The sequence below is a fragment of the Ruegeria sp. HKCCSP351 genome (assembly GCF_017872535.1).
Taxonomy (GTDB): domain Bacteria; phylum Pseudomonadota; class Alphaproteobacteria; order Rhodobacterales; family Rhodobacteraceae; genus Ruegeria.
In genome coordinates this window covers 67,350-80,058 of record NZ_JAEDOV010000002.1, presented here as the reverse complement: position 1 = coordinate 80,058, position 12,709 = coordinate 67,350, and the positions used below count along the sequence as shown (strand labels likewise).

Genomic DNA, 12,709 nt, shown 5'->3' with positions numbered 1-12,709 from the left:
GATACCGCATTTCCGTTGATCTGGCAAAAAACAAGGGGGCACACTGCACGTGGCAGAGCACCCCCGGCTAACAGACTGAAAAGATAACCGTTATTCGCCAAACACGCGCGCAAAGATCGTATCGACATGCTTGGTGTGATACCCGAGGTCGAATTTCTCTTCGATCTCTGCAGGGCTGAGTGCGGCAGTTACATCAGCATCCGCCAACAGTTCCGCCTTGAAGTCGGTGCGGTGTTCCCAAACCTTCAACGCGTTGCGCTGTACCATGGCATAGGCGTCCTCACGGCTGACACCTGCCTGGGTCAGGGCCAACAGAACGCGCTGGCTCATGACCAGCCCGGGGAACTTGTTCATGTTCTCGATCATGTTTTCCGGGAAGATCAGCATCTTGTCGATCACGCCTGTCAGGCGGGCCAAGGCAAAATCCAGCGTGATTGTGGCGTCCGGCCCGATCATGCGCTCGACCGATGAGTGCGAGATATCGCGTTCGTGCCAGAGCGCAACATTCTCCATCGCCGGTATTACGGCCGCGCGGACCATGCGCGCCAGACCGGTCAGGTTCTCGGTCAGCACCGGATTTTTCTTGTGCGGCATCGCCGAAGAGCCTTTCTGGCCCATCGAGAAGAACTCGGCCCCTTCCAGTACCTCGGTCCGCTGCATGTGGCGGATTTCTATGGCGATGTTCTCGATGCTGCTGGCGATGACGCCCAGCGTGGCAAAGAAGGCCGCGTGGCGGTCACGTGGAATGACCTGCGTGCTGATCGGCTCAGGCACCAGTCCCAGCTTGTCACAGACATGTTCCTCGACTGCGGGGTCGATATTGGCAAAGGTACCAACCGCACCGCTGATCGCTCCGGTGGCGATTTCCGCACGTGCGTCACGCATCCGGGACAGGTTGCGGTCCATCTCGGCGTAGAAGCGGGCAAAGGTCAGACCCATGGTTGTCGGTTCGGCGTGGATGCCGTGGCTGCGTCCGATACGAACCGTGTTCTTATGTTCCATCGCGCGGCGCTTGAGCGCGGCCAGAAGCCCTTCCAAATCGGCAATCAGGATGTCGGCGGCGCGGGTCAGCTGTACGTTGAAACAGGTGTCCAGCACGTCCGAGCTGGTCATGCCCTGATGCACAAAACGCGCCTCTTCGCTGCCGACATGCTCTGCAAGATGGGTCAGGAATGCGATAACGTCATGCTTGGTAACGGCTTCGATCTCGTCGATGCGGGCGACATCGAATTCCACATCCTTGGCTTTCCAGACGGCTTCGGCATTTTCACGCGGGATCACGCCCAGATCTGCCATGGCATCGCACGCGTGCGCCTCGATCTCGTACCAGATGCGGAACTTGGTCTCGGGCGACCAGATGGCAACCATGTCGGGGCGGGAATAACGGGGAATCATAGGCGACGGCACCTTTTTTGCAGATTGGATGAGGCGTTGGCGCGGGGTTTAGCCGCGTGCGGGGTAGGGAACAAGATGCGAGAGCGAATATGAGACGGTTTGCCCTGATTCTTATCGTTTGTTCGGGCTTTTCAGCAGCTGACGGGTTCGGAAAACTGTCCTGCAAAGGATATGGCACGATAGTGACGGGCAGGGTGCCGCAAAAAGACAGGTTTTGTACCTGCACTAGTTCTCACCGGATCATGCTGCCAGTTGGGGTGGATGCCCGTCTTGCCCTTGCTGCCAAGCGATGCTGGACAAACAGCGCTTTGACAGTTCAATCTGAACGGAAGGAACTAATCAGGTTATTGAGATATGCGTTCATTTTCATGTTCGATACTTGCCCTCTGTGGTGCATTTTACGTCGACACAGCTGCACCAGCACTGGCTGACACCCCCGTGACCTACACCGAAGAAGGCCAAGCGCTTTTTCGGTTCGAAGTGCCCGACTTCTGGATTCTTCGCACCGGCGGCCCGCGCGAGATTGAGGATACCGAACTGGGCGACGCCCGTGCGGTCGCACGGGTTATAGGGTTCCGGCCGGTGACAGACGACGCGGTGTGGATGGGTTTCGTATCACCTGCGGGGGTTGGAACAATTCAGGGCGGTGTCCGGTACCTGCAGGATATCGACAGGTTTCTGGTCAAAGACCCTACGACGACCAGCACCAGCGATACCCGTATCGGCGGATTGCCAGCACGCGTGTTTCGGGGCACCGGGCACCGGGACGGCAAGGGGGTAAGCTTTACCGCCACCGTCATTGACCTTCCGCAAGGCCGGGTTGCCATAGCAGTTGCCATTCTGCGGGACGGAGCAGACCCGAGTTTTGCTGATGATCTGAACGCCGTATTCGCCTCGTTCCGGGCGCTTCAGTAAGGGAGGGGGCGATGAGCATTAGACTGATCAAAAGGATGTCTCTTGCGCTGGGGTTGGGGATCGCGACTTTGACGCTGTCGGCCTGTGACGGTGTGACAGTTGGGGTCGGGTACGGGTATGACCCGTTTTACGACTCGATGCTGTGGAACGACTACTACCATGACGTGGATGTGGACATTGACATAGATCGCCCCAACCGGCCTGATCGACCAGTGCGCCCCGAGCGTCCGAAACCGCCTGTTGCCAAGCCTCCCGCGCGCCCGCGCCCACCTGTGGCGCGTCCGCCGGTTGCCCGCCCGCCCATTCATCGACCGGGCCCGCGACGCTAAGGAACAAAAGGCCGCCTGTCAGGCGGCCTTTCTTATGAAAGAAGCTCGGTCGTAATGTGGGCCGAGCCTTCAAGCGTCCGGTGAACCGGGCACTTGTCCGCAATCTCAAGCAAACGTTGCCTTTGCTCCTGATCCAGCGGGCCGCTCAGGCGGATTTTCCGGCGAAACTGGTCCACCTTGCCGTCATTCACCAATCCGGCATCCTGCGCGTGAACCTTGTCATGACACACATCGACGCTGACATTTGTCAGGGGCCAGCCCTTGCGCCGGGCGTACATGCGTATTGTCATCGACGTGCAGGCCCCCAGACCGGCCGAGACAAAGCCATAAGGCGACATACCCTTATCGGTACCGCCATAAGATGCGGGCTCATCCGCGACCAGATGGTGGTTTGGACCGGCCTGAATATCCTGCATGAACCCGCCCGGATCTGCTTCGGTTATGCGCACAACGCCCTCTGGCGCACCCGGTGGCGGCGCGGGTGGGCACAGTTTCACATAGCGCGAAACCCATGCGGCAATGACATCGGCCGCATATTCGGCGTCAGAGGCACGGGTGATCAGGTGATCGGCATCGTCAAGGGTAACAAAGCTTTTGGGGTGTCTCGCGGCCAGAAAGATCGCGCTCGCATTGTCGATGCTGACCGTTTCGTCGCGTGGGGCATGAAGGATCAGCAGGGCGGCTTTGAGGTCGGCGATTGCAGATGACAGGGCCGATTTGGCAATGTCATCCACAAAAGCTTTGCCGATGCGGAAGGGGCGACCACCCAGAGAGACCTCGGCACTGCCATCCTCTTCGATCTGAGGCAACGCGGCCTCAAAGTGATGCGACACATGGGCGGGGTCCGACGGTGCACCCAATGTCACGACGGCTTTTACAGTGGGAATACCTGCCCGCGCCCGCAACACCGCCGCGCCCCCAAGCGAGTGGCCGATCAGCAGGGCAGGTGCCATGTTTCGACCGGCCAGATATTGCGCTGCTGAAATCAGATCCTCGACATTCGAAGTGAAGGTCGTATTGGCAAACTCGCCTTCGGAATGGCCCAGTCCGGTGAAATCGAACCGAAGCACCGCGATACCCATGGCAGCCAGACGGGCGGAAATGCGCCGGGCGGCCGGGATATCCTTGGAGCAGGTAAAGCAGTGGGCGAACAGGGCCGTTGCCAGCACGGGTCCATCCGGCAAATCCAGTCGCGCCGCCAATTGGCTGCCGTCATGTCCGGCAAAAGTGATGCGTTCCGTGGGCATGTCGGCTCCTTGAATGGTACGGGGGAACACGCCCAATACTGTGTATTTGCCCCTTGGGTCACAACCCTTAAGTCACACGCGTAACAGGAAGGTGAGAACAAACGGGCGTTGCACGGACGGCGCAAGATCCCTGTCGCCTTCGGGCCGCATGACGGCGGAGCTCTTACCTTCTTTTATTATCAAGAATAGTGATGGCGATGCAAACAAACATTCGTTTCACTTATGATCCTCCTCATCCCATCTGTGGTTCCTGAAAGCTGAAACAGGAGACACAGATGTCACATGCAGATATTACGCCCCAGATACCCGACCTGCGTTCACGTATGATCCTGGCTATTGTTCTGGTCGGCCTTGCCGGGTTCGCGGTCGGCCAATCCTGGCCCGCGCCCCAAGGTGGTTCACAGGTTCAGGTCAGCCCTGCCACGGAAGACTGGCATGGAAATGTCCGCCGGTCCCATTGGTCGAATTGAAGGCCCGGCCTTATTCGATCCCCATTAATTGGGGGTCAAAGGGATATCTGGACAGGTTCTCATACCCGGTTTCGGTTATGAGAACCTGATCCTCAAGCTTGATGCTGAAATCGCCACCGACTTCGCCAACGCAGGCTTCGACGCACAGCACCATGCCGGGCTCCAGCGGATAGTCATAAGCGCCTTCCACGGCTTTGTCCGGATACGCGACCAGCGGCCATTCATCACACAATCCCACTCCGTGCATCAGGCAACCGTATTTCTGCGCCTGAAACTTGTCGTCAAGCCTGTGCGACCTGGCGGTAAGTTCCGGGATCATCACACCGGGCTTCAGCATCTGCATGTTGGTCATGATGTGTTCATGCGCGTGCTGCATGGCATAGATCATGTCAGGGCGGGGCTTCTGGTCGCCAATCCACCATGTGCGCGAGATATCGATGCATATTCCGTAGGACCCGATCAGATCGGTGTCGAAGGCGATGATTTCGTTTTGCTGCGTGATGCGCGGGCCGCATTCCTGGAACCACGGGTTTGTGCGTTGGCCTGACGCCAGCAGCCGGGTTTCGATCCATTCGCCACCGCGACGGATGTTTTCCGCGTGCAGAACAGCCCAGATATCATCCTCGGTAGTCTTGCCATTGCCGACATTGGCGCGTGCAAAGCTCTCCATCTCCGCCACAGCGGTTTCGCAGGCGTGATTGGCACAGCGCATGGCCAGAATCTCATCCGGTCCCTTCACGGCACGGGTTTTTTCGGTCAGCTCTTCGCCTTCCATGACCTCAAAGCCCTGCGCCTCAAGCGCGCGCAGACCGTGCAGCATGATCTTGTCGACGGCCAAACGTTTGTTGCCGCCACCATGCGCATCGATCAGCACGCGCACCTCGTTCGAAAAGACATCTGCCGCGATATCCACCTTGTCGCCACGGTCGAAGTAAAACAGGTCCGCACCTGAACGCTGTTCGCGCACCAGCGGATTGAACGTGCTGAGGAAAGGCGAGTTCTTGTAGTCCCATATCACCATATAGCCATCGGCACATAACAGCACCGCGCGAAACGGGTTATGCGTATTCCATAACTGCATGTTCGTGCTGTCGGTCGCATAGCGGATGTTCAGCGGGTCAAAAACCAGCAAACCTCCGTATCCGCGATCAACGATGGCCTGCGTCAGACGCTTCCAGCGATGTTCCCGCATCCGTGCAAGATTGGGCAGTTCCAGACCTGCCGCAGCCCATTCGTCAAAAGCCAGCTGTGTCGGCCCGATCTCGATCCGGTCATTTTCGTTTGGCGTGCCATCACCCAGCGTAGCGCCTCGGCTGGGGTCAATCTTGCGCGTGTCTCGGTAATGCTTGTTCATGACGGACCTCGTTGCTTGTTCAGTCAAACCTAAGGTGCCCATGTGGATCGTCTTGGAAAAATGCGACGGCGATCCTGTCGTTTTCGACCGACAAATATTTCGACCCATGCTAAGTCGCTGGTATGAATAAAATTCTGCAAGATAAAATACCGTATGATGTCGGCGACCCGCGTGCTTTGCCGGGTATCCAGCCTGCAACGATGGAAAACTGGTTGCATCGGGACGAGGCTTTTGCCGGTCAGATGCGACGCCGGGAAAAGCTGCTGACGGAACGCCGTGATGACGTTCTGGCGCTTGATCCGCAGGCAGAACCCGCCGCTCGGGAACTGCTCGACCTTGTGCTGTCGCAGGTCTATCCCAATGCAGCTGAAGAAGTTGTCAGACCCGATGGTGTAACGGTCGCGGTCGACCGGACCCAGCCGCTTGATACATTGTGCAGGCTGGTACAGGAGGATTTTTGCATCCTGCAAAAGCGTGGAACAGAACATGTTTTGACCGGCGCAATCCTGTGTTTCCCGGCCAGTTGGCTTTTGTCCGAGAAATTCATGCGGCCGCTGATCGACATTCATGTGCCGGTCGCAAGTTACGACGAAAATATCGCCAAGCGGGTGCAGCGCCTATTCGACGGGATTCAGCCCGGTCGCCCACTTTGGCGTTTTAACGTGCTTTGGTATGAAGACGCCGAGTTGTTTCAGCCCCGAAGCGCAAATGACAGGCGTTCAGTCACAGATCGACGTCAATCGTCCTACCTGCGAAGTGAGCGGCAAACCCTGCTGCGCTTGCCGAAAACGGATGCGGTCGTTTTTTCGATCCACACTTATGTTCTGGCCGCGAACTCGGTTCCCAAAATGGAAAACCCCGCCTGAAGGCGGGGCATCCAAGGAGGGTCTTCTGTAATTCTCTTATCGGCCCAAGGCGGCCGCAACATCGGCAAACGCATTCGTTGCATTCAGCGCAACTATCGCGAAAGTAAAGACAAGTACCTGTGTGTTGAGGCGAAAATCCTCACCCCGGATCAGATTGACGGCAGCCATTGACAGGGCAATCGGGGTCGAAACGCCTGCCAGTACACCCGTCATGCACCAACTGCTGAGACGCAAAACGTCGCTTGGCTTTACGACCCCATCTTCGTCATCCAATGTTTCCTGACCTGGCCTGTTAGTATCTTCACTGCGAAACGCAATGCTGAGCAATTGTTCATCTGTCAGTTGGATCGGGCGGGCCGCAGGCGTGTGAAGAACACTAATGGTGTCTTCGTTCTCGGGCACATTCACTCCCGAGAATTGCCCGGTCAGCGACTGGAAAATCTGTTTTCTGTCGCGTGTTCGACTGGGGGCCAGAGTGTCAAAGGCGCTCATGAACTGTTCGACCGTCAGAACCGTGTGTGGCGACAGCCATTCAACGCGCCGGGTCGAACAAATGTCGACCATGCGATAAAGAATGACGACCATCATCAGTTCCGAAATCTCGGAGTCATCCAGCAGGGGTGAGACCGGCGTGATCGAAAGAACCAACCTGTTTTGCGGATTTGCGGCGCGGGGTTTTGTTATCGTTTTTAACCCCGCGGCGCGATCCATACGCTCGTACCGGTCTTCCTGCTCGGGGGTGCCTGTATCCAAGGTCAGTCGCACAAGATACTGGCTTGAAACAATGCTGGCTTCAGAATTGCTTAGCAACGCCTTGCGTTCGACCAGATGGCCGTAATCTTCCAGCGTCGTGGCAACGATTGTGCCAAAACGCTCGATCGCGCCATTTGCGTCGCCATTAAATTGCAGGCCGCCATGGTAGCTGTGCTTCCGAGCCACTGCACTGTCCTTTTTTGCGTACTGTTCAGCAAACACTGTAACAACCATTCGTGAGGAGAATTTGGCGGAAAATGCAAAAAAGGTGATTTTACTCCGCTATTGGTTACGCATTGGAAACCAAGAAACTAAAGGCTTTTGTTTGTCACTGTGGCGGAAATGTGGCGAAAGCGGGTGCGGAGTGTGTTTTTGGTGCGACCGGGCTATTGGTCGATTCGGGCGGCCATGATTGCTATGGATTGCTGATAAACAGAGGCCGCGTTCCACTGTTGCAGAACTCGAAAATTCGGCTCCCCTGGCTGATAGCCACGCCCCGGCTTCCACCCTTTCTTGCGAAGAAAATTGGCGGTCGAGGCAAGCGCATCGGTCATGTCATAGAAGTCCACCCGACGGTCGCCAGTGGCATCGACGCCATAGGTCAGGGCGTTGCCCGGCAGGAACTGAGTGTGACCCAACTCGCCATGTTTTGCCCCTTTTGTCGCCACGGTAATGCTTCCTGCGTCGACCAGTTTCAGTGCCCCGATTGCGTGCGGAACAAAGAACTCGGATCGGCGACAATCATAGGCCAGTGTCGTGATTGCGGAAACAACCTGACTGTCTCCCATGAAGGTGCCAAAGCCGGTTTCCATGCCGTGAATGGCGATCAGAACGCCCGCCGGAACACCGTATTGCCGTTCAAGCGCAGCGTAGAAACCCGGATTGGTTGCCTTGCGCTTGCGCCCCTGCGAGACGATTGCATCAGCACCTCTGACACGCATGAATTTGTCCAGCGTGTATTTGAAGCTTTTCTGATTGCGATCCGCCGCAATTGTGCGCGTGGCGTATTGCGACTGGGCAAGCGCCTGAAGTCCCTTCTTTTTCACACCAGCCTTGCGGGCCTGCTGGGCGAAATCGGCCTTCCAGGCCTCGAACCCCGCGCTGGTATTCCCACAAGGCGCGGCCAGAAGGGGCGAAGACACAAGCAGGGCGAATAATACGTAAAGGCGAAACATGCAGATAATCCGGTAGTGTTGAAATCTGTGACCAGCCTACCTTGAGCTTTGAATTGGGCAAAGCAGTTCGTTGGAGTTGCGCCAACCGCTCCTACTCAAGTCAGTTGATTGATCTGAGGAACGCCTTTGAAGGGTTTCAGATCCTCAGCATCGTGCACTGAGCAGGAGCAAACGTAAAAAGGTGATTAATCTGCGCTGTGGCGCCAGAAAAGGCTGAACAGCGACGGACCCGCGCAAATGAAACAGGGGCGCCCGTATAGGCGCCCCTGTAAATCCATGCCGTATTGCTTAGCAGCTGTAATACATGCCGTATTCAACCGGGTGCGGGGTGTGCTCGTAGGTTTCGACCTCTTCCATCTTCAGGGCGATATAGCCGTCGATCTGGTCTTTGGTGAACACGTCACCTTGCAGCAGGAAGTCGTGATCAGAAGCCAGCGCTTCCAGAGCTTCACGCAAGCTGCCGCAGACAGTCGGGATACCGGCCAGTTCCTCGGCAGGCAGATCGTACAGGTTCTTGTCCATGGCTTCGCCCGGGTCGATCTTGTTCTTGATGCCGTCCAGGCCAGCCATCAACAGAGCGGCGAACGCAAGGTAGGGGTTCGCAGCCGGGTCGGGGAAACGAGCCTCAACGCGCTTGGCTTTGGGGCTTTCGGTCCACGGAATACGAACACAACCCGAACGGTTGCGGGCCGAGTAGGCGCGCAGAACTGGGGCTTCGAAACCGGGGATCAGACGCTTGTAGCTGTTGGTTGCCGGGTTGGTGAAGGCGTTCAGTGTCTTGGCGTGCTTCAGGATGCCGCCGATGAAGTACAGCGCTTCGTCCGAAAGATCTGCGTATTTGTCGCCTGCGAACAGCGGCTTGCCGTCCTTCCAGATCGACATGTTCACGTGCATGCCGGTGCCGTTGTCACCTGCGATAGGCTTCGGCATGAAGGTCGCCGACTTGCCGTAGGCATGAGCCACGTTGTGGATGACATATTTGTACTTTTGCAGCTCGTCCGCCTGCTTGGTCAGGCTGTCGAAGATCAGGCCCAGCTCGTGCTGGCAAGACGCTACTTCGTGGTGGTGTTTGTCGACCTTCATGCCCAGACGCTTCATGGTCGATAGCATTTCAGACCGCAGATCCTGCGCTTCGTCGATCGGGTTCACAGGGAAGTAACCGCCCTTGACGCCCGGACGGTGGCCCATATTGCCCATTTCGTATTCGGTGTCGGTGTTCCACGATGCGTCAGTTGCATCAACTTCGTAGGATACCTTGTTGATTGTGTTCGAATAACGGACGTCATCAAACAGGAAAAACTCAGCCTCGGGACCCATATATGCGACGTCACCGATTCCTGATGCTTTCAGGTAGGCTTCGGCTTTCTGCGCTGTGCCACGCGGGTCACGCTCATAGGCTTCGCCTGTATCGGGCTCGACAACCGAGCAGTGCACGCAAATGGTTTTCTCTGCGTAGAACGGATCAACATATGCACTTTCGGTATCGATCATCAGCTTCATGTCCGATGCTTCGATCGACTTCCACCCTGCGATGGACGAACCATCAAACATGAAGCCTTCGTCCAGGAAGTCTTCGTCGACCTGATCGGCCATCAGGGTCACGTGCTGCAGCTTGCCGCGGGGGTCGGTGAAACGGACGTCGACATATTCGGCGCCCTCTTCCTTGATCAGCTGAAGAACTGCGTCCTTGCTCATTCTCTTGATTCCTCTGACTTGAAGATTGTGGTGTTACAGTGCGTCCGAGCCGGTCTCGCCGGTACGGATGCGAATGGCTTGTTCAACCGGAGAGACAAAGATCTTTCCGTCGCCGATCTTGTCGGTCTTGGCTGCCGAAACGATGGCCTCGATGGCCGCATCGACCTGGTCATCGTCCAATACGACCTCGACCTTCACCTTGGGCAAAAAGTCGACAACATATTCCGCGCCACGATACAGCTCGGTATGGCCTTTCTGACGGCCGAAACCTTTGACTTCGACGACGCTGAGACCCTGAACACCTACGTCCTGCAACGCCTCTTTCACTTCGTCCAGCTTGAACGGCTTGATGATCGCTTCGATCTTTTTCATCCGGCTCACCTTCAATGGTTGTCTCTGGGGCAATGATCACGTCTAAGATCGGGCGGCAATGTGATTGCGGTATCGGTCGGGGCGGGATCCGTTGAAATCAGGCTCTGTGCTAATTTTTGAGCTAGTTGCACAAAAAGTAATCGAAATTGAATCGTGTGAGGGTGTGACATGACCGAATTGCTGACAGCGGCGCAGATGAGAGCCATTGAGCACGCGGCTATCGAATCCGGTGGTGTTACGGGCTTGGACCTGATGGAGCGGGCAGGGCAAGGCGTTGTCGAGGCGATCTTTGAGGAATGGCCAGAGCTGGTCAGGCGAGGGGCCGGCCCCTCGCGCTCCCCGGAGTATTTGGCAAAAGATGAAGAAGATCCGCTGCGCGCTGTTGTGTTGTGCGGGCCCGGAAACAACGGCGGTGACGGGTTTGTCGTGGCGCGGCTTTTGCTGAGGTTGGGCTGGAAGGTTAAGGTATTCCTGTATGGCGATCCTGACAGGCTGCCGCCGGATGCGCGGATGAACTATGAGAGATGGGATGAGTTGGGTGACGTCATTGAGTTTTCCAAAGTGAGCTTAAAGGATGATCGTTTGGCTGGTTTTGGGATACCTGATGTATTGGTAGATGCGATTTTCGGAACGGGTTTGACGCGCCAAATTGATCCTGTGCTTGGGCAATCGTTGAAGTTCTTTTTTAGTTTGTCATCACATGTTCGCTTTGTGGCGGTAGATTCACCTTCGGGGCTGTGCATGGACAGCGGAAAGGTGCTTGGAGCCCGAGCAGAAATATTTACCGACGCCAGACCCCTTTCTGCGGGTCTGACAGTAACCTTCGAACGAAGAAAACTTGGGCATGTGTTGAGCGACGGTCCGGCTTATTGCGGGAAGGTGATCGTCGCAGCAATTGGACTGAATGAAACGTCGGAGCGGCACTGGAGGCAGGTTGAATTGCAAGGAGAAGGAGCACGCAGGGTTCCAGTCCGCGGCATTGATCTAAACGACATCGCGATTGATAGCGGGCGGCGCGCAAGAGCAGTTTTGACAAAGCAAAGCCATTTACCTTCAGTCGTTGCGCACAAATACACCCATGGCCACGCCCTGATCCTTTCCGGTGGGCCCGGCAAGACCGGTGCGGCGCGCCTGGCCGCGCGGGGAGCGTTGCGGATAGGGGCAGGGTTGGTGACGCTGGGTGTGCCATCCTTGGCTTTGGAAGAGGTGGCGAGCCGGATCACTGCCCTCATGCTACAGTGCGTTGATGGTTCTCAAATGCTGTCAGACGTATTGCAGGACGTGCGGATGAACGCCCTATGTCTGGGCCCCGGTTTGGGGTTGGAACGAGCGCGGGACCTGGTGCCGGTCGCCCTGATTGCGAAACGTGCGACGGCTTTGGATGCGGACGCGCTGACAGCTTTTGCGGGCGATCCAGAAAACCTGTTTGAAATGCTGCATGACCGCTGCGTTCTGACCCCGCATGGCGGAGAGTTTGCGCGGCTGTTCCCCGATCTGGCGGAAAAGCTGAGCGAAACGCCGGTCAGAGGCCCCGCCTATTCCAAGGTGGACGCAACACGAGAGGCAGCGGCACGTGCGGGATGTGTCGTGTTGTTCAAAGGGCCGGATACTGTCATTGCGGCGCCGGACGGGCGATGTTCGATCAATGCCGCATGCTATGATCGCGCGGCCCCTTGGCTTGCAACCGCCGGGTCAGGCGATGTGTTGGCCGGTTACATCGCCGGGCTATTGGCGCGGGGATTCGATCCGATGACGGCGGCTGAGACAGCAGCATGGCTGCACGTGGAATGCGCCCGTCTTTTCGGGCCGGGATTGATCGCCGAGGATCTGCCTGAGCAGTTGCCCGGTGTTTTCAAACAGCTGAATATCTAGTTGTTTTGGGCAGAAAGCAGCTCAGGCTCTGTCAGAATGGCATGTTTTCGCTGTCAAGATGTGCGCAGATGCATACCGCATATTTGCCAGGTGCATAGGCAGGCATCACTAATCGTTTGCAAGCTGCCAGTACGAGATGGAGCCGTATCTTGTAAGTTAATGAAAAATAATGTAAAATGTCAAAATTATTAGTATGTTCTGTTGCTAAAATACAATTCTTGCGTAAGACAAGGCGCAGACCACTGGAACGCTCGGATTCAGTAAAC

At 56.7% G+C, this 12,709-nt stretch carries 12 protein-coding genes; 5 read left to right on the top strand and 7 right to left on the bottom strand.

The window, feature by feature from the left end:
• Positions 1–90: 90 nt before the first annotated feature.
• Positions 91–1,395 carry an adenylosuccinate lyase gene (gene purB / locus I9182_RS04535; protein WP_209596826.1) on the bottom strand — a complete coding sequence of 435 codons (1,305 nt, stop codon included), beginning with the start codon at positions 1,393–1,395 and terminating at the stop codon, positions 91–93.
• Between the two features lie 354 nt (positions 1,396–1,749).
• Here purB and I9182_RS04530 point away from each other — a divergent pair, with 354 nt between their 5' ends.
• Positions 1,750–2,310: a hypothetical protein gene (locus I9182_RS04530; RefSeq protein ID WP_245222498.1), complete on the top strand. Its 561-nt coding sequence runs from the start codon at positions 1,750–1,752 to the stop codon at positions 2,308–2,310.
• An 11-nt stretch (positions 2,311–2,321) separates the two neighbouring features.
• Positions 2,322–2,639, top strand: a complete 318-nt coding sequence (locus I9182_RS04525) for a hypothetical protein (protein WP_209503526.1) — start codon at positions 2,322–2,324, stop codon at positions 2,637–2,639.
• A gap of 32 nt (positions 2,640–2,671) precedes the next feature.
• Here I9182_RS04525 and I9182_RS04520 read toward each other — a convergent pair whose 3' ends face one another.
• Positions 2,672–3,886, bottom strand: coding sequence for a bifunctional alpha/beta hydrolase/OsmC family protein (locus I9182_RS04520; protein ID WP_209596824.1), 1,215 nt, complete (start codon positions 3,884–3,886; stop codon positions 2,672–2,674).
• 275 nt (positions 3,887–4,161) lie between these two features.
• Here I9182_RS04520 and I9182_RS04515 point away from each other — a divergent pair, with 275 nt between their 5' ends.
• Positions 4,162–4,356, top strand: a complete 195-nt coding sequence (locus I9182_RS04515; RefSeq protein ID WP_209503530.1) for a hypothetical protein — start codon at positions 4,162–4,164, stop codon at positions 4,354–4,356.
• Between the two features lie 10 nt (positions 4,357–4,366).
• Here I9182_RS04515 and dddP read toward each other — a convergent pair whose 3' ends face one another.
• Entirely contained in the window at positions 4,367–5,710 is a 1,344-nt protein-coding gene (gene dddP, locus I9182_RS04510) for a dimethylsulfonioproprionate lyase DddP (RefSeq protein WP_209596822.1), read from the bottom strand.
• A gap of 122 nt (positions 5,711–5,832) precedes the next feature.
• Between dddP and I9182_RS04505 the strand changes: the two genes are divergently transcribed.
• Entirely contained in the window at positions 5,833–6,576 is a 744-nt protein-coding gene (locus I9182_RS04505; protein ID WP_209596820.1) for a DUF3445 domain-containing protein, read from the top strand.
• Positions 6,577–6,612: 36 nt separating this feature from the next.
• Here I9182_RS04505 and I9182_RS04500 read toward each other — a convergent pair whose 3' ends face one another.
• From I9182_RS04500 to I9182_RS04485, 4 genes are all read right to left on the bottom strand, one after another.
• Entirely contained in the window at positions 6,613–7,515 is a 903-nt protein-coding gene (locus I9182_RS04500; protein WP_348540307.1) for a hypothetical protein, read from the bottom strand.
• Positions 7,516–7,715: 200 nt separating this feature from the next.
• The gene (locus I9182_RS04495) at positions 7,716–8,504 is read right to left on the bottom strand and encodes a lytic murein transglycosylase (RefSeq protein WP_209503538.1); all 789 of its coding nucleotides are present in this window, start codon (positions 8,502–8,504) and stop codon (positions 7,716–7,718) included.
• 288 nt (positions 8,505–8,792) lie between these two features.
• A complete protein-coding gene (glnA, locus tag I9182_RS04490) occupies positions 8,793–10,199 on the bottom strand; it encodes a type I glutamate--ammonia ligase (RefSeq protein ID WP_209503540.1) in 1,407 nt (468 codons plus the stop codon).
• 33 nt (positions 10,200–10,232) lie between these two features.
• Positions 10,233–10,571 carry a P-II family nitrogen regulator gene (locus I9182_RS04485; protein WP_209503542.1) on the bottom strand — a complete coding sequence of 113 codons (339 nt, stop codon included), beginning with the start codon at positions 10,569–10,571 and terminating at the stop codon, positions 10,233–10,235.
• A 168-nt stretch (positions 10,572–10,739) separates the two neighbouring features.
• Here I9182_RS04485 and I9182_RS04480 point away from each other — a divergent pair, with 168 nt between their 5' ends.
• On the top strand, positions 10,740–12,443 hold the full coding sequence (locus tag I9182_RS04480; protein ID WP_209596818.1) for an NAD(P)H-hydrate dehydratase: 1,704 nt from the start codon (positions 10,740–10,742) through the stop codon (positions 12,441–12,443).
• The last annotated feature ends 266 nt before the right edge of the window (positions 12,444–12,709 follow it).

Coding starts and splice junctions, on each gene's coding strand:
- I9182_RS04520 (WP_209596824.1), bottom strand. CDS start 3,886: ATGCCCACGGAACGCATCACTTTTGCCGGACATGACGGCAGCCAATTG.
- purB (WP_209596826.1), bottom strand. CDS start 1,395: ATGATTCCCCGTTATTCCCGCCCCGACATGGTTGCCATCTGGTCGCCC.
- I9182_RS04480 (WP_209596818.1), top strand. CDS start 10,740: ATGACCGAATTGCTGACAGCGGCGCAGATGAGAGCCATTGAGCACGCG.
- glnA (WP_209503540.1), bottom strand. CDS start 10,199: ATGAGCAAGGACGCAGTTCTTCAGCTGATCAAGGAAGAGGGCGCCGAA.
- I9182_RS04485 (WP_209503542.1), bottom strand. CDS start 10,571: ATGAAAAAGATCGAAGCGATCATCAAGCCGTTCAAGCTGGACGAAGTG.
- I9182_RS04495 (WP_209503538.1), bottom strand. CDS start 8,504: ATGTTTCGCCTTTACGTATTATTCGCCCTGCTTGTGTCTTCGCCCCTT.
- dddP (WP_209596822.1), bottom strand. CDS start 5,710: ATGAACAAGCATTACCGAGACACGCGCAAGATTGACCCCAGCCGAGGC.
- I9182_RS04530 (WP_245222498.1), top strand. CDS start 1,750: ATGCGTTCATTTTCATGTTCGATACTTGCCCTCTGTGGTGCATTTTAC.
- I9182_RS04505 (WP_209596820.1), top strand. CDS start 5,833: ATGAATAAAATTCTGCAAGATAAAATACCGTATGATGTCGGCGACCCG.
- I9182_RS04515 (WP_209503530.1), top strand. CDS start 4,162: ATGTCACATGCAGATATTACGCCCCAGATACCCGACCTGCGTTCACGT.
- I9182_RS04525 (WP_209503526.1), top strand. CDS start 2,322: ATGAGCATTAGACTGATCAAAAGGATGTCTCTTGCGCTGGGGTTGGGG.